Here is a 25,934-nt window from a genome sequence, read left to right on the forward strand (position 1 = left end):
GTGCTCCACTCTTACTGTTGTATTTTTTTAGAGTCCTGGCGCCGTAGCAGCAGAACCGGGTCAGATATCTTTGCGATACCCTCCGGAAATGCCCCCGGCAACTGTACCGGTACAGTGTAGAGCGCCGGTTGTTGGCCTGGGAAGCGGGCGCCGGGGGGCAAAACTTGGGGGTGTCGCATTTTTGAATGAAAAAGACAGAATTGCGGCGGGGCTTTCGTGGGCATATATCCCAATCAACAGCATTCCTTGGCCTTCCTGCTCTTTTCGTTCGGTGAAGCCAATTGCAACCGGGTTTTGCTGGCGGACCACCGACGTTATCATTCGCGTCGATTTCTTTTCCGGACAGTTCCCATGAATCAAGAACCTAGCACCCTCTATGCCAAGCTGCTTGGTGAAACAGCATCTATTACCTGGAAAGAGTTGGAGCCGTTCTTCGCCAAGGGTGCCCTATTGTGGGTCGACCCTGACCTGGATTTGATCGCCGCTGCCGAGGCCGTGGCGCAGGATGATGGCGAGAAAGTGGCTGCCTGGCTGGCTGAAGACAAGGTCGCCAAGCTGTCTGAAACGCGGGCGCTGGATATTTTCGAACGCGATCCACAGCTTTGGGCCGTGGTGGTTTCGCCCTGGATTCTGATCCAGGAAAGGGCGCAGTCTGGAACCAATGCACCGTGATGGTGCGCACACCGCCTGTAGGAAAGTGTGTAGCCGAGTAGCGTGATGGCACGTTGCCGTAGAGAAACGCCACAAGCGAGGGTGGCATCACGGTGACGTAAACGTAACGGGAACAGTTTAGTAAGCAGCCTAACGGCTGCTTAATTGTTTCTGGATGTTGGAAAAGCTGAATTCTTCGGTGAATTCGTCGGCCTCTTCGCGAGCAGGCTCGCTCCCACAGGGAAATGCTTTCCGAATGTGGGAGCGAGCCTGCTCGCGAATGGCGCGACTCGGTCCTGGATCAGACCGAGAACGACTTGCCGGTATGGTTGTTCAGGGAAATGACCTTGGTCTTGCCAATCCGGTGACGGTAGATCTCGCGCAGATACTTGATCGACTTTTTCACGCAATCGCGCGACAGGCGAATGTCATTGATCGAGACAAACTTCTCTTTGTCGTTGATCAGTTCGCGGTACTTCTTCTCGTACATCGGTTTGATCGCGTACCAGTTGGTGTCGAGGATCTTCGCCGGGTTTTCGAATTCGTTGAGCAATTCGTCGATGCGATCTTCGTCGAATTCTTCGTTGATGATGAAGTCGAGGATCGAGTTGTCCAGCGTCTCGTCGAAACGGTACGGGTTCTTCGCAAAGCAGCGTTTGATGAACGCGACGATCAGGGTCAGGAAGTCGTCCGACAGGCACGGGCTCTTCGCGATCAGGGTGGTCAGCGACAGGTTCGCCGAGGCGCCGATCACCAGCGCGTAACGCTTGAGCGTGGTGTTGGGGAACAGGCTGTTGAGGTGAGTCTTCAACCGGTTCAGGTCCATGTACGACAGCTTGTAGTCTTTCGGCAGCGAAACAATCGAGACCACCGACGAGCAGTTCTTGAAAAAGTGCAGGTCGTGCAGCGCGGCGGCGTCGTAACCGGAATTCTTGTACTGCTCAAGCGAGGCGCGATAACGCTTGGACTCGATCGGCAACAGGCTGATGCCTTCGATGGCCTGCGTCACCTTGTTGAAGTGCGGCAGATCGATAGAGCGGAAGAACAGGTCGTCGATGTTCAGACGCTGCGGTTCTTTATCGAACACCTTGAACTTGTCGCTGCTCGGCGGCGGCGTTTCCGGCACCACCGACTCGGCGTAGGCAATCGCCACCGGGCCGGCCAGACTCATGAACAGGTCGTTGGCGTCGAGACGAATGGTTTCGCCGATGTCGATGCCGGCGCGGCGGAAGTAGTTCTGGTCGTAGTCGGTGGTCACCGCCTGCGCCGTGAGGATGTTGAAGATCTGCTGCGAGATGTACTGGTTGGCGTGCTTCTCCATCGCATTGACATCAATGTTCTGGATGTTGCCGTCATCGCTCTCTTCGGCGTAACGCATGATGTCGTTGGAGATCAGCATCATCGCGTTCCACGGGCGAATACGCCCCATGACGCTGGCTTCGCTGCTGTCTTCATTGGCGAAGTTGTAGGAGAAATCCCACTCTTCCGACAGGTATTTACACAGCAGGCGTCCGGCGTTGATGTGCAGCGCCTCGGACATTTCGCTGCGGTGATCGGAAATGTTCGGCAGCACGCAGATGCCGCTGGTGAAGATCGGCTCGAACACGAACGAATGACCGCTCTTGCCGTCATGCTCGTCCATCGGCTTGGTGTCGAACGTCTTGTTCATGTACGAGTGCTGCTGGGCCAGGCCGAATTCCGAAGCCATGCCGGAACCGGTACCGCCGCCGGCACTGAAGATCGAGAAGTACAGGCGCGACTGGTTGGCCTTGATGCCGCAGCTGTCGATCAGGTACGAGTGGATCATTTTCCAGTCTGGGCTGGAAAAGCGCTGGGTGTCCTTGTTGAGGATGATCTTCGCCAGATACTGGCCGAGGATCGGCGCGTTACCGGCGCCACCGGCGTGGACTTCGGACAAGTCCATGATCTTCATTTTGCTGTAATCGCGCAGGAAGCCGCTTTTCTCGCCTTTGCGCGAGAAACGGATGCGCCCGGCGATGTCCTTGTCGAGGTCGCCGAGCATGACCAGCGGCTCAACGAGGAACACGGGTTTGGTCGATTTGTTCGGGCCGATGCGCAGATTCTGCTTGATCCACTGGGCCGGGCTGTAGCCCTTGTCGGCCAGACGACGATCTGCCGCACGGTCTTCGTTGTTGAATTCATTGAGGTAGAACTTGCGCGCGTTGTACACCAGCTCCGCCACATCCAGGGCGATGTTGGAGCCGCAGCGACCGAGGCCGATCAGGCACACCGAGGGGAATTCCTGGTCGCTGTGCTGTTCGTTATCGCCTTCCAGGTGCGGCGGGCGCGGGAACACCAGATCGCGCAGGCCGTCGAGGTTGTCGAGGATGCGGTCGGTATTGGTTTCGGTGAAGTACAGGTATTGCTGGGTCGACAGCGGGCGCGAGGGAACCAATGGCTTCGACGATGACGGGCTGTTGGCGGCCGGGCTCAAGGTCAGATCGGAAACCGCTGTGGCGGGATTGTTTTTAGAAGTCATTGTGCGCCATGTACCTGGACTGGGTCGGCTCGCAGGCCAGTTGCCTGCGAACCTCACGGAATAAGATCTCGCGTCTTGTTTGCGCGAATTGAGCCCGAGCGTCAGGGTTCTGGCCTGACTGTCGCTGGGGGGAATCCTTTCCTGATCGTTGATGAATCGGCCATTATTCGGCGATCTTTAATCGAAAAGAGGCAAAATGATGTCAACGCTACCTTCGTTGGGGTTCGCCGGAATCGGTCTGATGGGCCTGCCCATGTGCCGGCGTTTGTTGGCGGCGGGTTTCCCGCTAACGGTGTGGAACCGCAACCCGGCCAAGTGCGCAGCACTGGTCGAAGCCGGTGCCCGGCAAGTCGCCAGCCCCGCGCAATTGTGCGAACACGCTGACGTGGTGATGTTGTGCCTGGCCGATACGGCGGTAGTGCGTGAGGTGGTATTCGGCCCGGCCGGCGTCGCTGACGCTGCGAAGAAAGGACAGTTGCTGGTGGATTTTTCCAGCCTTGAGCCCACCGCCACCCGGGAAATGGCCGCCGAACTGGCGGAAAAAACCGGTATGACGTGGCTCGACTCACCGGTGTCCGGCGGTGTGGTCGGCGCCGAGGCGGGGAGCCTGGCGATCATGGTCGGCGGCGATGCGGCGGATCTGGAGCGGGTGCGTGCGGTGCTGCTCACCCTGGGTCAGCGCATCACGCACATGGGCGGCATCGGCGCGGGGCAAGTGACCAAGGCGTGCAACCAGATGATCGTTGCCTGCAATGCGCTGGTGATTGCCGAAGTGGTGGCGCTGGCCGAACAGGCTGGCGTCGATGCCCGCCTGATCGCCGACGCGCTGGCCGGCGGTTTTGCCGATTCGAAACCGCTGCAGATCCTTGCCCCGCAAATGGCCGAAAGCCGTTTCGAACCGATCAAATGGCACGTGCGCACGCTGCTCAAGGACCTCGACACCGCGGTGAAATTTTCCCGTGAGCAAGGCTCGGCCACGCCGATCAGCGGATTGGCCGCACAATTGATGCGCCTGCATGGAGCCCAGGGCTTTTTGGCGAAAGATCCTGCAACACTGGTGAAAATGTACCGCGCGCCAGACTCAACGGATTGACCGCGTGGGAATGTTTGCGCTGATTGATCTCTTCCAGCACCGGGCGCAGTTCTTCCAGAGGCACCGGGCGGCTGAGCAGATAGCCCTGAATGAAATCGCAGCCTGATCGTTCGAGAAAATCATACTGCTCCAGGCTTTCCACGCCTTCGGTGACCACCTGCAAATGCAGGGTGTGCGCCATGACGATGATCGCCTGGACGATCTCCATGTCCGCCGTCGCCTTGGGAATGTCGAGGATGAACGAGCGGTCGATCTTCAGCGTGTTCAGCGGCAGACGCTTGAGGTAGGCGAGCGACGAATAACCGGTGCCAAAGTCGTCGATGGACAGCGACACACCGAGTGCACGGATCTGTCGCAGCAGCACCAGGGTGTTGGCGATATTGCCCATCAAGGCGTTTTCAGTCACCTCCAGTTCCAGCCGCTCCGGCGCAACGCCAGCGGTATGCAAAGCGTGTTCGATTTCGTGGGCCAGCTCTTCCCGGCCGAGGTTCAGCGGCGAGCAGTTCCAGGCGATTTTCAGCTCCTCGCAGCCATGGCGCGACAATTCACCAAGATCCTTGCAGGCGCGGCGCAACACCCAGTTGTCCAGCTCGGCGATCAGGCCGTTGCTTTCAGCGATGCTGATGAAACGATCCGGGGTCAGCAAGCCATGCAGCGGATGCTGCCAGCGTATCAGGGCTTCTAGTTTGGTCACCCGCCCGGTTTTCAGTTCGAAAATCGGCTGGTAGTAAAGTGTCAGGCCGTTTTCTTCGCGCAGGGCATGACGCAGTTCTTCTTCCAGTTGCAGTTCGAAACTGGCGCGGGTCTTGAGGTTGGAGCTGAAGAAATGCAGACCGTTACGCCCGGCGCCCTTGGACTGATACAGCGCCAGATCGGCGTGCTTGAGCAGTTCTTCGCAGGTGGTACCGTCTTCAGGAAACAGACTGATGCCGATGCTGGTGGTCATCACCATGCGCCGGCCGGCCAACTCGATGGGCTCTTTCATCTTGAGCATGATGCGCTGGGCCATGCTGCGCGCCTCTTCGCGGTCATGCAGGGCGATCAGGATGCAAAACTCGTCGCCGCCGAAGCGGGCGACCACGTCTTCATGGCTGCGCACCGAGCTTTTGATGTGCTCGGCGATCACTTTGAGCAGGGCATCGCCGGCGTCATGGCCGAGGCTGTCATTGATGCGTTTGAAGTGATCGATGTCGAGAAACATCACCGCGAGCATGCCGCCCTCGGTCGCTTTCTGGCTGAGTTTTTCGGCAAAAATCTGATTGAAGCCACGGCGGTTGATCAGATTCGTCAGGGCGTCGTAGTTGGCCACTTGCTGCAGCGACATGCGCGCCTGATCGAGTTGACTGAGCAGGGCGTTGACTCGCTGCAGGTCGTGTTCCTTGTGTTGCAGTTTCTTGTCGGCGAGGGCGGCGCTGATGGCGCTGCCGAGGATCAACAGGATGATCAGCGCCACGGTCAGACCCAGTTGCAAATGGTTGTTTTGCACCGCCATCGACGGCACGCCCCCCTCGGGCAATACCAGGTGCAGGGCCGCCATCCCGGTGAAGTGCATGGCGAATATGCCGGCCCCGAGAATCAGCGCGGCACTGTACTTGAGCATTTGGTGAAACACACCGCTGCCTTCGCGCAGATACCCGGCCACCCACAACGCGGCGAAGCTGGCGCCGATGGCGATGACAATCGACAACACAAACAGATCCGGCTGGTAGTAAACGCCGGCGACCGATTGCATGGCGGCCATGCCGATGTAATGCATGCCGGCGATCCCCAGACCGATGACGATGGCGGTTTTCAGGTAAAGCACCAGGCTCGGCCGCGCTTCGCTCAGGGTGTGCATGGCCAGCCACGAAGCGAGCAGGGCGATCAGCAGGGAAAACAGGGTGATCGCCAGGTCGTACTGGATCTCGATGGGCGCCTGGAAGGCCAGCATGCCAATGAAGTGCATGGCCCAGATACCGCCGGCCAGACAGGTTGCGCCGATCCAGCGCCACAGGCGTTGCGAACGCGGGTCTTCGGCGTGAGCGACCCGTTCGGCTATGTCGAGGGTGGCGAAACTTGCAGCGCAAGCGACCAGATAGGCCACCACCACCAGCAAGGGATTATGTGTGCAAACGAGTATGACCTGCCCGCTCTCCGACAGCTCGGTGATGAACTGCAAACCAAGCCACTCCATAGCACGTCCCGTTTCTGAAGTCGTCCTGACTGCGCAATGAACGCAGGCGAATGATTGGAGTATAGAGGCGGTTTCCGGGCTGCAAGGCGTAGTGGCACATTGGCGCTAATGATTTCGTCATTAGCGTCATAGCGATTCGCGCTAAAGGCTTAAGCGATCTGTTCGAAGGGGATCGTCGCCCAATCCGGTTGCAGGGCCGGCAGACCGAAACGCGCACGCGCCTTGTCGCAATCGACATTCTGTTCGCCGTGTTCCCATGACGCGTCGAATTCCCGGCAGGGGCTGGAGCGCAACTCATAAATCGAGCACTTCACCTCGCTGCCCACTTGACCCTCTAACGCTGTGCAGCGCGGTGATTTGCAGTCGGTGCCGTTCATCGCGACCCGGCTGGGGCTGATTTGCGTGACCAGTTCATCGGGCACCGTGCCACCGGAGGAAGCACACTCACCCCAGAAAAAAGACACGCGAAAATGGGAACAGCAGGCACCGCAATTCAGACACGGACTGACTTCGGACATGGGCGAGGGTATCAAAGGGATTGATCGGGAGATCCGGACGGATCCGGCCGCCATTCTAGGCTTCGCCACAGACTTGGGAAGGGGGGCGTGAAACTATTTTTTTGTGGCAAGGTTTTGCCACAAAAGCCCCGGTTTACGGGGGGATTGCAGACTTATCAACGGCTTACGTTTCTTTACACGGCCATGGGCCGATATCAGGCAGACGAATGATCACAGACAGCCCCCGAAGGGCTGACTAGATTGCAGGTTCCGGGCTCGGATGCGTCGGCAGTGAAGCCCCATAACAATAAAGAGACGGACCCATGCAGAACTCGACCCAAGCGGCGAATGCCTGGCGCATTCTGTTCCTGCTGTTCCTCGCCAACCTGTTCAACTTCTTCGACCGCACCATTCCGGCGATCATCATCGAGCCGATCCGCATGGAATGGCACCTCAGCGATTTCCAGCTGGGGATCGTCGGTACCGCGTTCACCATCGTTTATGCGATTGCCGGGCTGCCATTGGGGCGCATGGCTGACACCGGTTCGCGCAGCAAACTGATGGGCTGGGGCCTGGCGACGTGGAGTGCGCTGACCGCCGTGAATGGTCTGGTCGGCAGCTTCTGGAGCTTTCTTATCGTGCGCATGGGCATCGGCATCGGCGAAGCCAGTTACGCGCCGGCGGCCAACTCGCTGATCGGCGATCTGTTCCCGGCGCACCGTCGGGCTCGGGCCATGGGTATTTTCATGCTGGGGCTGCCGCTGGGTTTGCTGCTGGCGTTCTTCACCATCGGCTGGATGGTCAAGGCGTTCGACAGTTGGCGCGCACCGTTCTTCATCGCCGCCGTCCCGGGCTTGCTGCTCGCGGTGTTCATGTTTTTCATCAAGGAACCCAAGCGTGGCGCGGCGGAAACCGTGCAGGTCTCCCAAGAAAAAGTCGACAAGCCGATCCGCCGGATTCTCGCCGTGCCCACTTTCCTGTGGCTGGTGATGGCCGGGCTGTGCTTCAACTTCGCGACCTACGCTTGCAACTCGTTTCTGGTGCCAATGCTGCAGCGCTATTTCCTCATGCCATTGCAGGAAGCGGCGGTGGCCACCGGGGTGATTGTCGGTGTGACCGGGCTGGTCGGGTTGACGCTCGGTGGCTGGATTGCCGACAAGATTCACCAGCGCGTGGCCAATGGGCGGCTGTTGTTCGCCGCATTCAGCCTGATTGTTTCCACACTGTGCACCGCGTGGGCATTGCATTCAGGGCGGATCGAGATTGGCGTGTTCGTTGCCGTATTCAGCATCGGCTGGCTGTTTGCCTACAACTTCTACACCTGCGTGTACACGGCGATTCAAGACGTGGTCGAACCGCGCCTGCGCGCCACGGCGATGGCGCTGTTCTTTGCCGGGTTGTATCTGCTGGGCGGTGGTCTGGGGCCGGTGGTGGTCGGAGGCTTGTCCGATCATTTTGCCCATACCGCGATGCTGGCGGCGGGCGCTGAGCAGATGACCGAGGCGTTCAAGGCAGTCGGGCTGCATGACGCGATGTACCTGATTCCGGTGGCGCTGTTTTTGACCATGGTGTTTCTGTTCCTGGCAGCGCGGTGTTTTGTCCGCGATGCGCAGCGGATGAAGGAGGGGTTGGTTGCTACGGTTGAGCCTGATGTTTCTGTAGCGACTGCATGATTGCCTTCGCGAGCAGGGATCGAGTTCACACCCCAGATCCAGTGTGGGAGCGGGCTTGCTCGCGAAGGGGCCATCCGCATCAGCTGAAAAAGAACAGACAAACAAAAAGGCCCGCATGACTGCGGGCCTTCTTGTTTTCAGCGGTGAAGCAGGGCGGTTTAGCCCGCCACCAGCACCCGAATCGCTTCCAGACGCAACGCCGCTTTATCCAGCATCGCCAGACCCTGCTCGCGTTGCTTGCGCAGCGCATCCAGTTCGCTGTCGCGCACGGTCGGGTTGACCGCTTGCAGCGCGGTCAGGCGCGCCAGTTCTTCGTCGGTGTCGGCCGCCAGACGGCGACGGGCCTCGGCCACGCGCTCGGCGTGACGCGGGGCGATCTTGTCTTCACCGGCGTTGATCCGTGGCGTCAGCTGATCGCGCTGAGCCTGGATGAACTTGTTGGCGCTCGCACGCGGCACGCTTTCCAGCTGATCGTTCAGGGTTTCAAACGAGACGCGTGGAGACAGGTCGTTGCCATTCGCATCCAGCAGGCAGCGCAGGGCAGCCGGCGGCAGGTAACGGCCCAGTTGCAGCGAGCGCGGCGCAACCACTTCACTGACGTAAATCAGTTCCAGCAGCACGGTGCCCGGCTTCAACGCCTTGTTCTTGATCAGCGCGACGGCGGTGTTGCCCATCGAACCGGACAGCACCAGATCCATGCCGCCCTGCACCATCGGGTGTTCCCAGGTGATGAACTGCATGTCTTCGCGCGACAGCGCCTGGTTACGGTCGTAAGTGATGGTCACGCCTTCGTCGTCACCCAGCGGGAAGCTGGCGTCGAGCATCTTCTCGCTCGGCTTGAGGATCAGGGCGTTTTCCGAATGGTCTTCGCTGTCGATACCGAACGCGTCGAACAAGGTTTCCATGTAGATCGGCAGGGCAAACTGGTCATCCTGCTCAAGGATCGCTTCGACCAACGCCTCACCTTCGCCCGCGCCGCCGGAGTTGAGCTCCAGCAAACGGTCGCGACCGGTGTGCAGTTCGGCTTCCAGACGCTCGCGCTCGGTGCGCGCCTCGTCGATCAGCGCTTGCCACTCGCTGTCGTCCGCTTCTTCCAGCAGCGGCAGCAGGCGCGGGCCGAACTGATGCTGCAAGGCGTTACCGGTCGGGCAGGTGTTGAGGAAGGCGTTCAGCGCTTCGTGATACCACTGGAACAGGCGCTCTTGCGGACTGGTTTCCAGGTACGGCACGTGCAGTTCGATGATGTGCTTCTGACCGATCCGGTCGAGACGACCGATGCGCTGCTCCAGCAGGTCCGGGTGCGACGGCAGATCGAACAGCACCAGATGGTGAGCGAACTGGAAGTTGCGGCCTTCACTGCCGATTTCCGAGCAGATCAGTACCTGCGCGCCAAATTCTTCGTCGGCGAAGTAGGCCGCGGCGCGGTCACGCTCAAGGATGTTCATGCCTTCATGGAACACCGTGGCCGGGATGCCTGACCGCACGCGCAGGGCGTCTTCCAGGTCCATCGCGGTTTCGGCGTGGGCGCAGATCACCAGCACTTTGGTGCGCTTGAGCATTTTCAGCTGATCGATCAGCCACTCGACGCGCGGGTCGAATTTCCACCAGCGTTCTTCTTCGCTGGCATCCGGCTGCGCCTGGAAGCTGACCTCCGGGTACAACTCGGCGTGTTCGCCCAGCGGCAGTTCGAGGTATTCGTCCGGGCATGGCAGCGGGTAAGGGTGCAGTTTGCGTTCCGGGAAACCCTGCACGGCGGCGCGGGTATTACGGAACAGCACGCGGCCAGTGCCGTGGCGGTCGAGCAGTTCACGCACCAGGCGCGCGCTGGCTTCGGTGTCGCCGTCGTTGACTGCCGTCAGCAGGGCTTCGCCTTCGTTGCCGAGAAAACCGTGGATTGTCTTGTGCGCTTCTGGCGAGAGGCGACCCTTGTCGAGCAGTTCCTGCACGGCTTCGGCCACCGGGCGATAGTTGTCGCTCTCGGCGCGGAAGGCGGCCAGGTCATGGAAACGATTGGGATCGAGCAGGCGCAGACGGGCGAAGTGGCTGTCCTGACCGAGCTGTTCCGGGGTGGCGGTGAGCAGCAGCACGCCCGGGATGACTTCGGCCAGTTGCTCAACCAGCGAATATTCAGGGCTGGCTTTTTCTTCGTGCCAGACCAGGTGGTGCGCTTCGTCGACCACCAGCAAATCCCAGCCGGCGGCGAACAGTGCGTCCTGGGCCTTCTCGTCGTCGACCAGCCATTCCAGTGCAACCAGCGCCAGTTGGGTGTCTTCGAACGGGTTGGTGGCATCGCTTTCGATGAAGCGTTCTTCGTCGAACAGCGCGACCTGCAGGTTGAAGCGGCGGCGCATCTCCACCAGCCACTGGTGCTGGAGGTTTTCCGGGACGAGGATCAGCACGCGGTTGGCGCGGCCCGAGAGCAGTTGGCGATGGATCACCAGACCGGCTTCGATGGTTTTACCCAGACCCACTTCGTCCGCCAGCAGTACGCGCGGGGCGATACGGTCGGCGACTTCACGGGCAATGTGCAATTGGTGCGCGATCGGCTGTGCGCGAACACCGCCCAGGCCCCAGAGCGAGGACTGCAACTGGCGGCTGGTGTGCTCCAGCGTGTTGTAACGCAGGGAGAACCACGCCAGCGGGTCGATTTGCCCGGCGAACAGACGGTCGCTGGCCAGACGGAACTGAATGAAGTTCGACAGCTGGGTTTCCGGCAGGGTGACGGCTTCGTTCTGCTCGTTGAGGCCGTGATAGACCATCAGCCCGTCGACGTCGTCGACCTGCTGCACGGTCATCTTCCAGCCTTCGAAGTGGGTGATGGAGTCGCCGGGCGAGAACCGCACGCGGGTGAGGGGCGCATTCCGTAGCGCGTACTGGCGGGTTTCGCCAGTGGCCGGGTAAAGCACGGTCAACAAGCGGCCGTCCTGTGCCAGAACGGTGCCTAAACCAAGCTCTGCTTCGCTGTCACTGATCCAGCGTTGCCCCGGTTGATACTGCTGCGCCATGCTGCCTGACTCCCACCTTGAAAAAGCGGGCTATCTTAACGGAATGAGGCCCCGAGGCCAAAGGATTAGGAGCGGTTGCGAGCTTTTAGCTGCAAGCGGCAAGTCGAAGCAGGTGGCGGTCATGCGTCGGTTTTCCCAAGGAACAGGGCACCTGTGAGTGCCAACCCGGTCACAAGTTTGCGACCGACGGCTAAAGCCATCATTGCCCGAGCCGATAGCCTGCTGACAGGAGAACCTCTATATGCTGCCACCGATGCTCCCCTTGAGCGCTGTGCCGATCACATCCCAGCAGGACCCGATCCGCCAGCGGCCGGACATTCCTCCGGTGGTGCCGGTGCAGGAAAGCTCCAACGAAAGCACCATCGACCTGCAAAAGCGCGATCCGGAACAGGATCGGCTGCTGGCGCGCGAAGAACAGCGCCGGCAACAGGAACGTGATCGGCGCCGTCGCGAGGCCGATGAAGACCCGGAAGAACACCTGGCCGTGCCCGGCACCGAGCTGAATGCCGACAACACGGTGCCGGTGGTGCCGCTGATGGAAGATCAGCCGCGCCAGGGCTTGTGGGTCGATATCGAGATCTGAGTTGCTCCTCGCGGGCCTTGTTGGCTGGTCAGCGCCGGCGCGAGGCTGCATTATTGGCACAGTCCTGCCGGTGATGTGGCAGTTGTGATTCCTTTCTGCGATGTACTGAACGCCATGAGCCAAGACGACAAACTGATCGACCTCAGCACTGAGCGCGCCAAGCGTGTGCATGACATCAAAGAGAAGCGCCTGAACGAGGTCCGGCAGGCGTTCGAGCAGGCCATGCCGTTGGGTAAGCCGAAGAAAAAGTCGAAGAACAAGCCGAAAAAGCGTTGATCTGCTCCTGCATCGGTTGATGCAGGTCATTTAATTCCCCTCCTTTATCCCCCTTCGTTGCTGGTATTGATCCCGGTCAATTTGTGCGCCTGTGTGTTTGGTAAGTTAGTTCCATCGCAGCAAAGCAGGGGCCGGGAGGCCACAGTCATGTTTTTCGATAACGTGGTGTTTGCCGGGGTTCTGACCGTGGGTCTCATGGTTCTGTTTTTTGCAGGGTTTGGATTTTTTATCTGGAAGGATGCGCATAAGCGCAAGAAGTAATTCTTCTGGATTGATGAGCACGCAAGGCATTTTGGGGCGACTTCGGTTGCCCCTTTTTTTTGACTTGGCGGCCTGTGGGCCGACCATGTTGTGGGTGTTTGGTGTGTATATCCGTTTCTTCGGTAATGGCGGCTTGGGGGTTCGCCCTTACGGCGACTCACTTTTTTTCAAACCGGAAACGCCAAAAAAAGTAAGCAAAAAACGCTTGCTCCTGCGTTCGGCCCGCTCGCTGGGGCTCGGGGTTCCTTCGCTCCGGGATCGATCCGGGCGCAGCGCCTCCGGTTTGCTTCGCTGCACCTTCTCTCGCTGTGTTTGGCTGCGCCAAACGGTCGCTGCGCTCCCACGCCCGGATCAATCCCTCTGCTCAGCCTTCCGACGTCGCCCGTGGATCAAGATCAAGAGCAGGCGAGCTGACACTCGGCCTATTGAGTGGTGAAGAGCGGGTGGTCGGCTTTGGTTCGGTGTTGGATTATCCCCTTACCTCAACCCTCTCCCTACGGGCGGTCCGACGTTTCGGGAGGGCTAGGGTGAGGGGCTTTTGATCTGGCTTTGGTTTTTGATCTTTTGCCCCATCGGCAGGACGAGCGGAGGTGTTCATCCGGGCGTAGGCGCGTAGCGCCGTGCGCCGAAGCCGCATACCCCAATCCCAAAACCCCATAAACAAAAAAGGCGCGATCCTCTCGAATCGCGCCTTTCTCATGTGCCGCTAGCTATCAGCTACCCAGCGCCTTCGACGCCAGCCAGAACAAACCAGCCGACAGCGCCACCGTCGCCGGCAGGGTCAACACCCACGCCAACAGAATGGTACGCACCGTGCCACCCTGCAGGCCGCTCTTGTTCGCGACCATGGTGCCCGCCACGCCCGAAGACAGCACGTGAGTCGTCGACACCGGCAGGCTGAAGATGTTGGCCATACCGATCAGACTGGCAGTGGTGATCTGCGCAGACATGCCTTGGGAATAGGTCATGCCTTGCTTGCCGATCTTCTCGCCGATGGTCAGTACCACACGCTTCCAGCCCACCATGGTGCCCAGACCCAAGGCCAGGGCGACTGCCAGAATCACCCAGAACGGGGCGTATTCGGTGGTGGTCGTCAGGTCTTTGCGCAGCTTGTCGAGGTCAGCCTTTTCACGGGGTTCCAGGCCAGGCAGCTTGCCAACCTTCTTCGCGGTGTCGTCCAGGCAGAGCAGATAGCGACGCACTTCGATGCGGCTTTCCGACGACAGCGAGTGGTAGTCCGCGACACCTTTGAGTGTGTGCAGCAGGGCGCTGATGGTCGGTTCGGTCTGCTGCGGGTTGCAGCGGAATTTCTCCGGCAGGTCGCCTTCCACGCTCTTGCCCAGGGCCAGGAACTCACCGAGGGAGTCGGCGTTGCGCTGGTAGAACTGGCTCAGGTGCAGGGTCGCGTCGCGGGTGCGTTCGATCTGATACGTGGTGCTGTTCAGATCGAGGACGAACTGCGCCGGGACGATGCCGATCAGCACCAGCATGATCAGGCCGATGCCTTTCTGGCCATCGTTGGAACCGTGCACGAAGCTCACGGCCATTGCCGAGATCACCAGGACCAGACGGTTCCAGAACGGTGGGTGCTTCTTGTCGTCGATCTTGCGGCGCTGTTCCGGCGTCTTGTGCATCTTCGACAGCGGGCGCCACCACTTCAGGCCGATCAGGATCAGCGCGGCGATCAGGAAACCGGCCATTGGCGAGAACACCAGCGAGGCGCCGATATCGATCGCTTTCTGCCAGTTCACGCCATCGGCCAACGGGATGTCGTTGATCAGGGCGTTCGCCAGGCCGACACCGAGGATCGAGCCGATCAACGTGTGTGAACTGGATGCCGGGATACCGAAGTACCAGGTGCCCAGGTTCCAGGCGATTGCCGCGGCGAGCAATGAAAACACCATCGCCAGACCATGGCCGGTGTTCACATTGATCAGCAGCTCAACCGGCAGCAAATGGACAATGGCATACGCCACGCCAACGCCGCCCAGCAGCACGCCGAGGAAATTGAACACACCGGAGAAGAACACCGCCAGGTGAGGCGGCATGGCTTTGGTGTAGATAACAGTGGCTACCGCGTTAGCGGTGTCATGAAATCCATTGATGAACTCGAAGGCGAGGACAAACGTCAGGGCGAGCAAGAGGCTCACAAGCACCCAAGCATCCAGTCCGCTGAATAAATCGATCATGAAGGTTTTCTGACCCGGTCGTAAGGGGGCGCGATTATGCCAGAAAAGTCTTGAAATCGATGCCCTCCAAGCTCATCGGTAACAATCTTCTTCTATTTAATTTGTTGCAGAGCATGAAAACCAAGCGTGACGCAGGGTTTTCCAAGGTTTTGATTTGATTGATAAAACAGTTTTTTTGAAGCTGAATTTGCAGGCACGCCAACGGCTCAAACGCTCGTCTGAAATATCTGTGAAACATTTAGGGTGGCTCCTTCCAGACTGTTTGACCGGGAGGCGCCCGCTGCCCGCGGGTAAGCGGGCGCGCAAGGCATCGTCGCGCCACCGCGCTTGTAACCGGTGGGTACGCTGTCCTTCGAAATGCTCAAAATCCGGAGCTCATGGCTCTTCGGCTTTGAGTTCCTTTTCGATTTTTTCGATTTCCTGTTTGAAAACCTGATCCTGAACGGTAGGGCGCTTGCGCCATGCTTTGCGTTCCGGTTCGGGTTGGGCGGCGTAGGTGGTGACTTCCCCGCCGTAAACTTCCTTGTAACGTTGTTCCTGGCGCTCAAGTTCCGCGCGCAGTTCGTCTTTCGTCACAGTGCTACCTGTTTGAGTTGAGATAAATGTCTGGTGAAACGCACAGCAACAATTCGATTGAGCGCACCCGTCGAAAGCGCAATGCCTGAACAGGCACCGGTGTAATCGGCAGGACGGTCAAGACTTCCAGGTTGCAGGCGGCTACGTCACCAGATTAGAACTGACGCAGCATCAGTTTCCTGTTTCAGCGAGCGTTGGCGTTACATGAGTAATGTGCGTCAGGGCGCAGGCTGGGCCGAAGACGATAAACCCCGTCTCGGCGGTGATGGCCGTGTAATTTAAAAAACGGGCGTCACTGGATGCATTATAGCGGTCGATTCGGGAATGACTATCTTTGCCAAGTTAAAAACGGTTCGGGATGTGTGATCGTTTTGTTACTCGCAACTTTTGTCGCTAGTTGCGACGCAACAAAGCCTTATTTACCCGGCGATCTGTTTTTGGCGTCATTTAGTCGAACTACCAAGACAGCGTTCAGTTGGCCGGCAAGTTGAGTGGAGCTTGCCTGTCACCCGAGAGGGCGGTGGTGCTCGATTGCGATTATCGGTCGCTGGTTCGATAATCGCCCAATGTTGGTAGCGCGCTGCTTGTGCATCTGCTCGCGAGCCGTTTGTATAGCGAATGATCCGTGCCGGATAAAAGGACAATAAATGAACGATCAAATGCGCAACTCTTTCACCTCCGTGGCGCCGCCCATCGTCGCTTCGCCGGCCAAGCGCATACAGGCCCTGACCGGTGATCCGGACTTCATGACCTCCCTGGCCCGTGGCCTGGCGGTGGTGCAGGCGTTTCAGGAGCGCAAACGGCACCTGACCATCGCGCAAATCAGTCACCGCACGGAAATTCCCCGCGCCGCCGTGCGCCGCTGCCTGCACACCCTGATCAAGCTCGGCTACGCCACCACCGACGGTCGCACCTACTCGCTGCTGCCGAAAGTGCTGACCCTCGGTCACGCCTATCTGTCCTCGACACCATTGGCTGTCTCCGCCCAGCCCTACCTCGACCGCATGAGCGAGCAACTGCATGAAGCCTGCAACATGGCCACGCTGGAGGGCGATGACATTCTCTACATTGCGCGTTCGGCGACCACGCAGCGCCTGATTTCCGTGGACCTGTCGGTGGGCGGGCGCTTGCCGGCGTATTGCACGTCGATGGGCCGCATCCTCCTGGCGGCGCTGGATGACACGTCGTTACGGGAATACCTCGATCACGCCGAGCTGGTGGCCAAGACCAGCCGCACGATTCACACCCCCGACGCGTTGCTTGAATGCCTGCAAGAGGTGCGGCAACAGGGCTGGTGCATCGTCGATCAGGAACTGGAACAAGGCCTGCGTTCGATTGCCGTGCCGGTCTACGATGCTTCCGGTCAGGTCGTCGCGGCGCTAAACGTCAGTACCCACGCCGGTCGCGTCAGCCGTACCGAGCTGGAGCAGCGCTTCCTGCCTGGCTTGCTCAGCGCCAGCCGCGACCTTAGCGCGCAGTTGTTTGCCTGATGAAGCTGTTCGATAAACGCACAGTGTTGCGTTTATCGAATTGACGCTAAAACCCTCGGATCATTAATGTCGCGGCAGCGTCATCCGGCGAATGTGAATGAGCCCGCCGGACTGCCGACTCCCATAATAATGACAAGAGGCAACTCACCATGTGCATGCTCCCCGACTGTCTCCGCTCCCGCCGCTGTTGCCGGTTCCCGCGCAACGCCTGATTTGCGTCCTTCTATTCTTGTGACCGTGCCGCACGATGGCCGGCCGCCGTTCGACTGCGTTTTTTGCGTGGAATAAAAATAATGAACAAGCCTCAGTCCGCTGTAGGTAACTGCCTGGATGTGCAGACCTTCATCAATGCTCAACCGATCTCGCGCTATCAGTGGCGGGTCGTGATCCTGTGTTTCCTGATCGTGTTCCTCGATGGCCTCGACACGGCGGCGATGGGCTTCATTGCCCCGGCGCTGTCGCAGGATTGGGGCATCGACCGCGCCAGCCTCGGCCCGGTGATGAGTGCTGCGCTGATCGGCATGGTCTTCGGCGCACTCGGTTCCGGTCCATTGGCTGACCGCTTCGGGCGAAAAGTCGTACTCGTCGGCGCCGTGGTTCTGTTCGGTGCCTTCAGCCTCGCGTCGGCCTACAGCACTAACGTCGAACAACTTCTGGTGCTGCGATTCCTCACCGGCCTGGGACTGGGCGCGGGGATGCCGAACGCCACCACACTGCTTTCGGAATACACCCCGGAGCGCAAGAAATCGCTGCTGGTGACCAGCATGTTCTGCGGCTTCAACCTCGGCATGGCCGGCGGTGGATTTATCTCCGCCAAGCTGATTCCGGCCTACGGTTGGCACGCCCTGTTGCTGATCGGCGGCATTTTGCCGCTGATCCTCGCCGTAGTCCTGCTGTTCTGGCTGCCCGAATCGGCGCGCTACCTCGTAGTCCGTAACCGTGGCACCGACAAGGTACGCAAGACCCTCGCGCCGATTGATCCACTCACCGTCGCCCAAGCCTCCAGCTTCAGCGTGCCGGAACAGAAAACCGTCAAGGCGCGCAACGTGTTCGCGGTGATCTTCTCCGGCACTTACAGCACCGGCACCTTGCTGCTGTGGCTGACCTATTTCATGGGCCTGGTGATTGTTTACCTGCTGACCAGTTGGCTGCCGACGCTGATGCGTGACAGCGGCGCAAGCATGGAGCAGGCGGCGTTCATCGGTGCGCTGTTCCAGTTCGGCGGGGTATTGAGCGCAGTCGCTGTGGGATGGGCGATGGATCGCTTCAATCCGCACAAGGTCATCGGCATTTTTTACCTGCTGGCCGGGGTGTTTGCCTACGCGGTAGGGCAGAGCCTGGGCAACATCACCTTGCTGGCGACGCTGGTGCTGGTGGCGGGGATGTGTGTGAACGGTGCGCAATCGGCGATGCCGTCGCTGGCGGCGCGGTTCTATCCTACCCAGGGTCGGGCGACCGGCGTGTCGTGGATGCTCGGGATTGGTCGCTTTGGCGCGATTCTCGGGGCGTGGATGGGCGCGACGTTGCTGGGCCTGGGCTGGAATTTCGAGCAGGTGCTGACGGCGTTGGTGATCCCGGCGGGGTTGGCGACGGCGGCGGTGTTGATCAAAGGCATGGTCAGTCATGCGGATGCGACTTGAAGTCAGGTCTGTAGATCTTCATTGATACAACAGACCTCTTCGCGAGCAAGCCCGCTCCCACATTAGAAATGCATTCCCATGTGGGAGCGGGCTTGCTCGCGAAGCTTTTGATCTGATTGTTAGGCAAACAACAATCTGTTCGATAAACGAACACTCAGTCGATTATCGGATTGTTTGGCGATTTTCCCAGGCTTAATCTGCAGTGACTCCGGCGCTGAACCTCGCGCCTTTTTATCACTGGCGATTCATTACAAAAACAGGAGCCCGCTCCATGGCTGAGATCCTTTCGCTGCACGACGCGGTGAAGCAATTCGTCAACGATGGTGACACCGTCGCACTCGAAGGCTTCACCCACTTGATCCCTACGGCAGCGGGTCATGAAATCATTCGTCAGGGCAAGAAAGATCTGACTCTGGTGCGGATGACGCCTGACCTGATCTACGACCAACTGATCGGCGCCGGTTGCGCACGCAAACTGGTTTTCTCCTGGGGCGGCAATCCGGGTGTTGGTTCGCTGCACCGCCTGCGTGACGCGGTCGAGAAACAATGGCCGCACGCGCTGGAAATCGAAGAACACAGCCACGCCGATCTGGCCAATGCCTACGTCGCTGGCGCTTCCGGCCTGCCGTTCGCCGTTCTGCGGGCCTACGCCGGTTCCGACCTGCCGAAAGTCAATCCGCTGATCAAAACCGTGACCTGCCCGTTTACCGGCGAAGTGCTGGCCGCCGTGCCATCGGTGCGCCCGGACGTGACCGTGATCCACGCGCAGAAGGCCGACCGCAAGGGCAACGTGCTGCTGTGGGGCATTCTCGGCGTGCAGAAAGAAGCGGCGCTCGCCGCCAAGCGTTGCATCGTCACCGTTGAAGAAATCGTCGACGACCTCAAGGCGCCGATGAACGCTTGCGTGCTGCCGACCTGGGCCTTGAGCGCGGTCTGCCATGTACCCGGCGGCGCACATCCGTCCTACGCTCATGGTTACACCGAGCGTGACAATCGTTTCTATCAGGCGTGGGACCCGATCGCCCGCGACCGTGAGACGTTTACCGCGTGGATCAACGAATACATCCATGGCTGCGCTGATTTCAGCGAGTTTCAGGCCAGATTGGCCGCTGCTTCGGAGGCCAAGTAATGACTTACACCACCAATGAAATGATGACCGTTGCGGCGGCCCGTCGCCTGAAGAACGGCTCGGTGTGCTTTGTCGGCATCGGCCTGCCGTCGAAAGCCGCCAACCTCGCACGTCTGACTTCGTCGCCGGACGTGGTGCTGATTTACGAGTCGGGCCCGATTGGCGCCAAGCCAAGCGTACTGCCGCTGTCCATCGGTGATGGCGAACTGGCGGAAACCGCCGACACCGTCGTGCCGACCGGTGAGATTTTTCGCTATTGGCTGCAGGGCGGGCGCATCGACGTCGGTTTTCTCGGCGCCGCGCAAGTCGACCGTTTTGGCAACATCAACACCACCGTGGTGGGCGATTACCATGCGCCGAAAGTGCGTCTGCCGGGGGCCGGTGGCGCGCCGGAGATTGCCGGTTCGGCGAAAAGCGTGCTGATCATCCTGAAACAGTCGGCACGTTCGTTTGTCGACAAGCTCGATTTCATCACCTCGGTCGGTCATGGCGAGGGCGGTGATTCACGCAAACGTCTGGGCCTGCCGGGCGCCGGGCCGGTCGGGATCATCACCGACCTGTGCATCATGGAGCCGGAAGAGGGTACCCACGAATTCGTCGTGACCGCGCTGCACCCGGGCGTGACCCGTGAGCAAGTGGTCGCGGCCACCGGTTGGGCGATTCGTTTTGCCGACCATGTAGAAAACACCGCTGAACCGACTGAGGTCGAGCTGACCGCACTGCGCGATCTCGAATCACGCACCGCCGCCGCCCACGGCCAGGCACCGGGAGAAGCATGATGCGTGACGTTTATATCTGCGACGCGATTCGCACGCCCATCGGCCGTTTCGGCGGCGGACTGTCCGCCGTTCGCGCCGACGACCTGGCCGCTGTGCCGATCAAGGCCCTGATGGAGCGCAATCCATCGGTGGACTGGAGCGCCATTGACGAAGTCTTCCTCGGCTGCGCCAACCAGGCCGGCGAAGACAACCGCAACGTCGCGCGCATGGCGCTGCTGCTGGCGGGGCTGCCGGAAACCGTACCGGGCGTGACCCTCAATCGTCTGTGCGCTTCGGGCATGGATGCCATCGGTACCGCGTTCCGCGCCATCGCCAGCGGCGAGATGGAGCTGGCGATTGCCGGCGGCGTCGAGTCGATGTCCCGCGCACCGTTCGTGATGGGCAAGGCTGACGCGGCGTTCTCGCGCAACATGAAACTGGAAGACACCACCATCGGCTGGCGTTTCATCAACCCGCTGATGAAAGCGCAATACGGCGTCGACGCGATGCCGCAGACCGCCGACAACGTCGCCGACGACTATAAAGTGTCGCGCGCCGATCAGGACACCTTCGCCCTGCGCAGTCAGCAACGTACCGCCGCCGCGCAGGCTGCCGGCTACTTCGCTGAAGAAATCGTCGAAGTGCGAATTGCCCACAAGAAGGGCGAAACCGTGGTCAGCGAGGACGAACATCCGCGCGCTGACACGACGATTGAAGCGCTGAGCAAGCTGAAACCCGTTAACGGCCCAGACAAAACCGTCACCGCCGGTAATGCTTCTGGCGTCAACGACGGGGCTGCTGCGCTGATTCTCGCCTCCGCCGAAGCCGTGAAAAAACATGGCCTGACCGCCCGCGCCAAAGTGCTCGGCATGGCCAGCGCCGGTGTGGCGCCACGTGTGATGGGCATCGGCCCGGTGCCAGCGGTGCGCAAATTGATCGAGCGCCTGGGCGTCGCAGTCAGCGATTTTGATGTGATCGAACTCAACGAAGCGTTTGCCAGCCAAGGCCTGGCGGTGCTGCGTGAACTGGGTCTGGCCGACGACGCCGCTCAGGTCAACCCGAACGGCGGGGCGATTGCCCTCGGCCACCCGTTGGGCATGAGCGGTGCGCGGCTGGTGCTGACCGCGCTGCATCAACTGGAAAAGACCGGTGGCAAGAAAGGTCTGGCGACCATGTGCGTAGGCGTCGGCCAAGGTCTGGCCCTGGCCATCGAACGCGTCTGACGCAAGCCGTGACGAAATAGAACAGAGGAAAGCGACATGTCTGACAAGCCTGGTTACCGTCGTCCGCAGGAAGGCACTCAGCCTGAGTACCTGCACCCGACGTATCAATCCACCAACCTGCGCTCGCCGTCCAAGCCATTGGTGTTCCTGCCGCATTCGCTGTCGGAAATCACCGGGCCGACCATCGGCGCCGAGCGTGTGGGCGATACCGATAACGACCTGACCGCCCAGCATGAAGGCGAGCCGCAGGGCGAACGCATCATCATTCACGGCCGTGTGCTCGACGAAAACGGTCTGCCGGTGCCAGGAATTCTCGTCGAGATCTGGCAGGCCAACGCTGCCGGCCGCTACAACCACAAGCGCGACCTGCACGACGCGCCGCTGGACCCGAACTTCACCGGCACGGGGCGCACCGTCACCGACGCCGATGGCTGGTATCAATTCCAGACCATCAAGCCCGGCGCCTATCCGTGGGGCAACCACCACAATGCGTGGCGCCCGGCGCACATTCACTTTTCGCTGTTCGGGCCGAGCATCCTCACCCGCCTGGTGACGCAGATGTATTTCCCGGGCGATCCGCTGCTGGCGTATGACCCGATCTACAACTGCGTGCCGGACACCTCGGCCAAGGAACGCCTGATCGCCAGTTTCGATCTGGAAAAAACCATTCCGTCCTACGCCCTCGGTTATCGCTGGGACATCGTGCTGCGCGGGCGTGAAGCCACGCCGATGGAGAAATAAGATGACGCTGACTGCGACCACGTCCCACACCGTCGGGCCGTATTACCACATCGGTCTGACCTGGCTGAACCGCGAAGACCTCACTGTCGAACAGACCCTGGGCGAGCGCGTGGCGATCACCGGGCAGGTGGTGGATGGCAACGGCGATGTTGTCAACGACGCCATGCTCGAAGTCTGGCAGGCGAATGCCGCCGGCAAATACGACCACCCGGAAGATGAGCAAAACAAGCCGCTCGATCCGAATTTCGAAGGCTTTGGCCGGGTGCCGGTGGACGCTGAAGGGCGTTTCCGTTTCACCACAATCAAACCGGGCACGGTTGAAGGCCTCAAGGGCTCGACTCAGGCGCCGCATCTGGTGGTGCTGGTGTTTGCCCGTGGCCTGGTCAAACACTTGCTGACGCGGATCTACTTTGAAGGCGAGCCGGCGAACGTGAATGATCCGTTGCTGGAATGTGTGCCGGCGGAGCGTCGCAACACGTTGCTGGCGAAAAAAGATGCGTCGGGTGTTTACCAGTGGAATGTGATTCTGCAGGGCACCGATGCCGAGACGGTGTTCTTCGATTACTAAAAGAACACCAGCAATCCCCTGTGGGAGCGGGCTTGCTCGCGAAAGCGGTGGGTCAGCCAACATAAATGTCGACTGACACTCCCTCTTCGCGAGCAAGCCCGCTCCCACCGGAGAGAACTGTGTTGCAGATGGCACTGTGGAACGGGACTGTTGCAAAGTATGTCTAGACTCTCACAGTCCCTATCGAGTGAAGAACAATGACAACCGCCACCTCCCACTACACCGGCGAAGAGCGCAGCAAGCGCATCTTCGCCATTGTCGGCGCCTCGTCCGGCAACCTCGTCGAATGGTTCGACTTCTACGTCTACGCCTTTTGCGCGATCTATTTCGCCCCGGCGTTCTTCCCCTCTGACAACCCGACGGTGCAACTGGTCAACACCGCCGGCGTGTTCGCGGCCGGCTTCCTGATGCGCCCGATTGGCGGCTGGATTTTCGGCCGGGTCGCCGACAAGCACGGACGCAAGAATTCGATGCTCATCTCGATTCTGATGATGTGCTTTGGCTCGTTGCTGATCGCCTGCCTGCCGACGTACAAGGACATCGGCGTCTGGGCGCCGGTCTTGCTGTTGTTCGCCCGTCTGCTGCAAGGCCTCTCGGTCGGCGGTGAGTACGGCACTACCGCCACCTACATGAGCGAAGTCGCCCTCAAGGGCCAGCGCGGATTTTTCGCCTCGTTCCAGTACGTGACCCTGATCGGCGGGCAACTGCTGGCGGTGTCGCTGGTGGTGATCCTGCAGCAGTTCCTCACCGAAGAAGACCTGCGCGCCTACGGCTGGCGGATTCCGTTTGTGGTCGGTGCAGTGGCGGCGCTGATCTCGCTGCTCCTGCGTCGTTCGCTGAAAGAAACCACCAACAAGGAAACCCGTGAACACAAAGACGCCGGCAGCATCGCCGCGCTGTTCCGTGATCACAAAGCCGCGTTCATCACCGTGCTCGGTTACACCGCCGGTGGCTCGCTGATTTTCTACACGTTCACCACCTACATGCAGAAGTACCTGGTGAACACCGCTGGCATGCACGCCAAGACCGCCAGCTACATCATGACCGGCGCGCTGTTCCTGTACATGTGCATGCAGCCGCTGTTCGGCATGCTCGCCGACAAGATTGGCCGACGTAATTCGATGCTGTGGTTCGGCGCGCTCGGTACGCTGTTCACCGTGCCGATTCTGTTGAGCCTGAAAAGCGTCAGCAGCCCGTTCTTGGCGTTTGTGCTGATCACCGTGGCGCTGGCGATTGTCAGTTTCTACACCTCGATCAGTGGCCTGGTGAAAGCCGAAATGTTCCCGCCGGAAGTCCGCGCCCTCGGCGTCGGCCTGGCCTATGCGGTGGCTAATGCGATCTTCGGCGGCTCGGCGGAATTCGTCGCCCTGAGCTTGAAGAGCATCGGCATGGAAAACTCCTTTTACTGGTACGTGACGGCGATGATGGCGATTGCTTTCCTGTTCAGTCTGCGCCTGCCGAAACAGGCGGCGTACTTGCACCACGATCTCTAACCCGATGCGCGCGGGCCGTGATGGTCCGCGCCGGCAAGGACTGTTTATGACTCAGCGACCGGGCAATCAATTGTTCGATGCCTACTTTACCGCCCGCGATATGCGCGAAGTGTTCTGCGATCAGGGCCGCGTGCAGGCGATGCTCGACTTTGAAGCAGCGCTGGCCCGGGCCGAGGCGCGGGTCGGGCTGATTCCTGCATCAGCTGTCGCGCCGATTACAGCGGCGTGCAGTGCAGGCTTGTACGACTTCGCGGCACTGAGCGAGGCGATTGCCTCGGCGGGCAATTCGGCGATTGCGCTGGTCAAGGCGTTGGGCAAGCAGATCGCGGCCAGCGATGCCGAGGCCGAGCGTTATGTGCATTTGGGGGCAACCAGTCAGGACGTGATGGACTCGGGGCTGGTGCTGCAATTGCGTCAGGCGCTGGCGTTGATCGAGGACGATCTTTCGCAACTTGCTGATTCTCTCGCGACCCAAGCGCAACGTCATGCAGCGACACCGCTGGCCGGACGCACGTGGTTGCAACACGCAACGCCAGTGACGCTGGGCATGAAAATCGCTGGATGGTTGGGGGCTGTCACTCGCAGCCGTCAGCGTCTGCGCGAACTCAAGCCACGCTTGCTGGTGCTGCAATTCGGTGGCGCCTCGGGCACGCTCGCGGCGCTCGGCGAACAGGCGTTGCCAATCGCGCAAGCGCTGGCTGCGGAATTGCAACTGACCTTGCCGGAGCAACCGTGGCACACCCAGCGTGATCGTGTGGTGGAGTTTGGCGCGGTGCTCGGTTTGATCGCCGGCAGCCTCGGCAAATTCGGTCGCGACATCAGCCTGTTGATGCAGACCGAAGCGGCGGAGGTTTTTGAACCTGCGGCGCCGGGCAAGGGCGGTTCGTCAACCATGCCGCACAAACGCAATCCGGTGGGTGCGGCGGTGTTGATCGGCGCGGCGACGCGGGTGCCGGGTCTGGTCTCCACGCTGTTCAGCGCGATGCCGCAGGAGCATGAACGCAGCCTCGGTCTGTGGCACGCTGAATGGGAAACCTTGCCGGACATCTGCTGCCTCGTTTCGGGTTCGCTGCAACAGGCGAAATTGCTTGCCGAGGGCCTGGAAGTCGACGCCGCGCGCATGGGCCGCAACCTTGAATTGACTCAGGGGCTGGTGCTGGCCGAAGCGGTGAGTATCGTGCTTGCGCAGCGGGTTGGCCGCGACACCGCGCATCACCTGCTCGAGCAATGCTGCAAACGCGCAGTTGCCGAGCAACGGCATTTGCGCGCCGTACTCGGTGACGAAGCACAAATCACTGCCGAACTGAGCAGCGCTGAACTCGATCATCTTTTGAACCCCGCCCATTACCTCGGCCAGGCGAAAACCTGGGTCGAGCGCGCGGTGGCCGAACACAACGCATTGTCTGTCTGAAAGG

At 60.2% G+C, this 25,934-nt stretch carries 21 protein-coding genes; 15 read left to right on the forward strand and 6 right to left on the reverse strand.

All coding sequences use genetic code 11. The annotated features are described in order from the left end of the window. Positions 1–351: 351 nt before the first annotated feature. Complete coding sequence (locus AACY19_RS19970) at positions 352–672, forward strand: DUF2288 domain-containing protein (RefSeq protein ID WP_339453544.1); 321 nt, start codon at positions 352–354, stop codon at positions 670–672. Positions 673–952: 280 nt separating this feature from the next. Here the strand turns inward: AACY19_RS19970 and AACY19_RS19975 are convergent, their stop codons facing one another. Then, positions 953–3,151, reverse strand: coding sequence for a hypothetical protein (locus AACY19_RS19975; RefSeq protein WP_339453208.1), 2,199 nt, complete (start codon positions 3,149–3,151; stop codon positions 953–955). 196 nt (positions 3,152–3,347) lie between these two features. On the opposite strand from AACY19_RS19975, the gene AACY19_RS19980 reads away from it, so the two are divergent. Continuing rightward, positions 3,348–4,244 carry an NAD(P)-dependent oxidoreductase gene (locus tag AACY19_RS19980; protein ID WP_339453210.1) on the forward strand — a complete coding sequence of 299 codons (897 nt, stop codon included), beginning with the start codon at positions 3,348–3,350 and terminating at the stop codon, positions 4,242–4,244. Here AACY19_RS19980 and AACY19_RS19985 read toward each other — a convergent pair. Both AACY19_RS19985 and AACY19_RS19990 read right to left on the reverse strand, forming a co-directional pair. Continuing rightward, on the reverse strand, positions 4,135–6,417 hold the full coding sequence (locus AACY19_RS19985; RefSeq protein ID WP_339453212.1) for a putative bifunctional diguanylate cyclase/phosphodiesterase: 2,283 nt from the start codon (positions 6,415–6,417) through the stop codon (positions 4,135–4,137). The genes AACY19_RS19980 and AACY19_RS19985 overlap by 110 nt on opposite strands. A gap of 149 nt (positions 6,418–6,566) precedes the next feature. Further along, positions 6,567–6,935: a YkgJ family cysteine cluster protein gene (locus AACY19_RS19990; RefSeq protein WP_339453214.1), complete on the reverse strand. Its 369-nt coding sequence runs from the start codon at positions 6,933–6,935 to the stop codon at positions 6,567–6,569. 302 nt (positions 6,936–7,237) lie between these two features. Here AACY19_RS19990 and AACY19_RS19995 point away from each other — a divergent pair, with 302 nt between their 5' ends. Further along, on the forward strand, positions 7,238–8,587 hold the full coding sequence (locus tag AACY19_RS19995) for a spinster family MFS transporter (RefSeq protein WP_339453215.1): 1,350 nt from the start codon (positions 7,238–7,240) through the stop codon (positions 8,585–8,587). Between the two features lie 158 nt (positions 8,588–8,745). Here the strand turns inward: AACY19_RS19995 and rapA are convergent, their stop codons facing one another. Further along, on the reverse strand, positions 8,746–11,592 hold the full coding sequence (gene rapA / locus AACY19_RS20000; RefSeq protein ID WP_339453217.1) for an RNA polymerase-associated protein RapA: 2,847 nt from the start codon (positions 11,590–11,592) through the stop codon (positions 8,746–8,748). A 241-nt stretch (positions 11,593–11,833) separates the two neighbouring features. Between rapA and AACY19_RS20005 the strand changes: the two genes are divergently transcribed. From AACY19_RS20005 to ccoM, 3 genes are all read left to right on the forward strand, one after another. Continuing rightward, entirely contained in the window at positions 11,834–12,175 is a 342-nt protein-coding gene (locus tag AACY19_RS20005) for an aspartate-semialdehyde dehydrogenase (protein ID WP_339453219.1), read from the forward strand. Positions 12,176–12,289: 114 nt separating this feature from the next. Then, positions 12,290–12,451: a hypothetical protein gene (locus AACY19_RS20010; protein WP_172680076.1), complete on the forward strand. Its 162-nt coding sequence runs from the start codon at positions 12,290–12,292 to the stop codon at positions 12,449–12,451. Between the two features lie 147 nt (positions 12,452–12,598). After that, entirely contained in the window at positions 12,599–12,712 is a 114-nt protein-coding gene (gene ccoM / locus AACY19_RS20015; RefSeq protein WP_041070550.1) for a cytochrome c oxidase subunit CcoM, read from the forward strand. 713 nt (positions 12,713–13,425) lie between these two features. Here the strand turns inward: ccoM and AACY19_RS20020 are convergent. Beyond that, complete coding sequence (locus tag AACY19_RS20020; protein WP_034153067.1) at positions 13,426–14,901, reverse strand: inorganic phosphate transporter; 1,476 nt, start codon at positions 14,899–14,901, stop codon at positions 13,426–13,428. Between the two features lie 375 nt (positions 14,902–15,276). Next, the gene (locus tag AACY19_RS20025) at positions 15,277–15,477 is read right to left on the reverse strand and encodes a hypothetical protein (protein ID WP_008080067.1); all 201 of its coding nucleotides are present in this window, start codon (positions 15,475–15,477) and stop codon (positions 15,277–15,279) included. Between the two features lie 647 nt (positions 15,478–16,124). Between AACY19_RS20025 and pcaR the strand changes: the two genes are divergently transcribed. The 9 genes from pcaR (at position 16,125) to AACY19_RS20070 (ending at position 25,930) form a co-directional block, all read left to right on the forward strand. Further along, positions 16,125–16,967 (forward strand): pca regulon transcriptional regulator PcaR, encoded by an 843-nt coding sequence (gene pcaR, locus AACY19_RS20030; protein ID WP_007917109.1) that lies wholly within the window; start codon positions 16,125–16,127, stop codon positions 16,965–16,967. A gap of 293 nt (positions 16,968–17,260) precedes the next feature. Continuing rightward, positions 17,261–18,607, forward strand: coding sequence for an MFS transporter (locus AACY19_RS20035; RefSeq protein ID WP_339453228.1), 1,347 nt, complete (start codon positions 17,261–17,263; stop codon positions 18,605–18,607). Positions 18,608–18,878: 271 nt separating this feature from the next. Continuing rightward, on the forward strand, positions 18,879–19,736 hold the full coding sequence (locus AACY19_RS20040; protein ID WP_339453230.1) for a CoA transferase subunit A: 858 nt from the start codon (positions 18,879–18,881) through the stop codon (positions 19,734–19,736). Beyond that, positions 19,736–20,515 (forward strand): CoA-transferase subunit beta, encoded by a 780-nt coding sequence (locus tag AACY19_RS20045; RefSeq protein ID WP_339453232.1) that lies wholly within the window; start codon positions 19,736–19,738, stop codon positions 20,513–20,515. The genes AACY19_RS20040 and AACY19_RS20045 overlap by 1 nt, the downstream gene beginning before the upstream one ends. Next, entirely contained in the window at positions 20,512–21,717 is a 1,206-nt protein-coding gene (pcaF, locus tag AACY19_RS20050; RefSeq protein ID WP_339453234.1) for a 3-oxoadipyl-CoA thiolase, read from the forward strand. The genes AACY19_RS20045 and pcaF overlap by 4 nt, the downstream gene beginning before the upstream one ends. Positions 21,718–21,753: 36 nt before the next feature. Next, a complete protein-coding gene (gene pcaH / locus AACY19_RS20055) occupies positions 21,754–22,458 on the forward strand; it encodes a protocatechuate 3,4-dioxygenase subunit beta (RefSeq protein WP_008080089.1) in 705 nt (234 codons plus the stop codon). Position 22,459: 1 nt separating this feature from the next. Further along, entirely contained in the window at positions 22,460–23,026 is a 567-nt protein-coding gene (gene pcaG, locus AACY19_RS20060) for a protocatechuate 3,4-dioxygenase subunit alpha (RefSeq protein WP_339453236.1), read from the forward strand. Positions 23,027–23,223: 197 nt separating this feature from the next. After that, positions 23,224–24,519 carry an MFS family transporter gene (locus AACY19_RS20065; protein ID WP_339453238.1) on the forward strand — a complete coding sequence of 432 codons (1,296 nt, stop codon included), beginning with the start codon at positions 23,224–23,226 and terminating at the stop codon, positions 24,517–24,519. Positions 24,520–24,565: 46 nt separating this feature from the next. Then, complete coding sequence (locus AACY19_RS20070) at positions 24,566–25,930, forward strand: 3-carboxy-cis,cis-muconate cycloisomerase (protein WP_339453239.1); 1,365 nt, start codon at positions 24,566–24,568, stop codon at positions 25,928–25,930. The last annotated feature ends 4 nt before the right edge of the window (positions 25,931–25,934 follow it).

It is taken from the genome of Pseudomonas sp. EA_5y_Pfl2_R50, assembly GCF_963970475.1.
In the GTDB taxonomy this organism is placed as follows: Bacteria; Pseudomonadota; Gammaproteobacteria; order Pseudomonadales; family Pseudomonadaceae; genus Aquipseudomonas.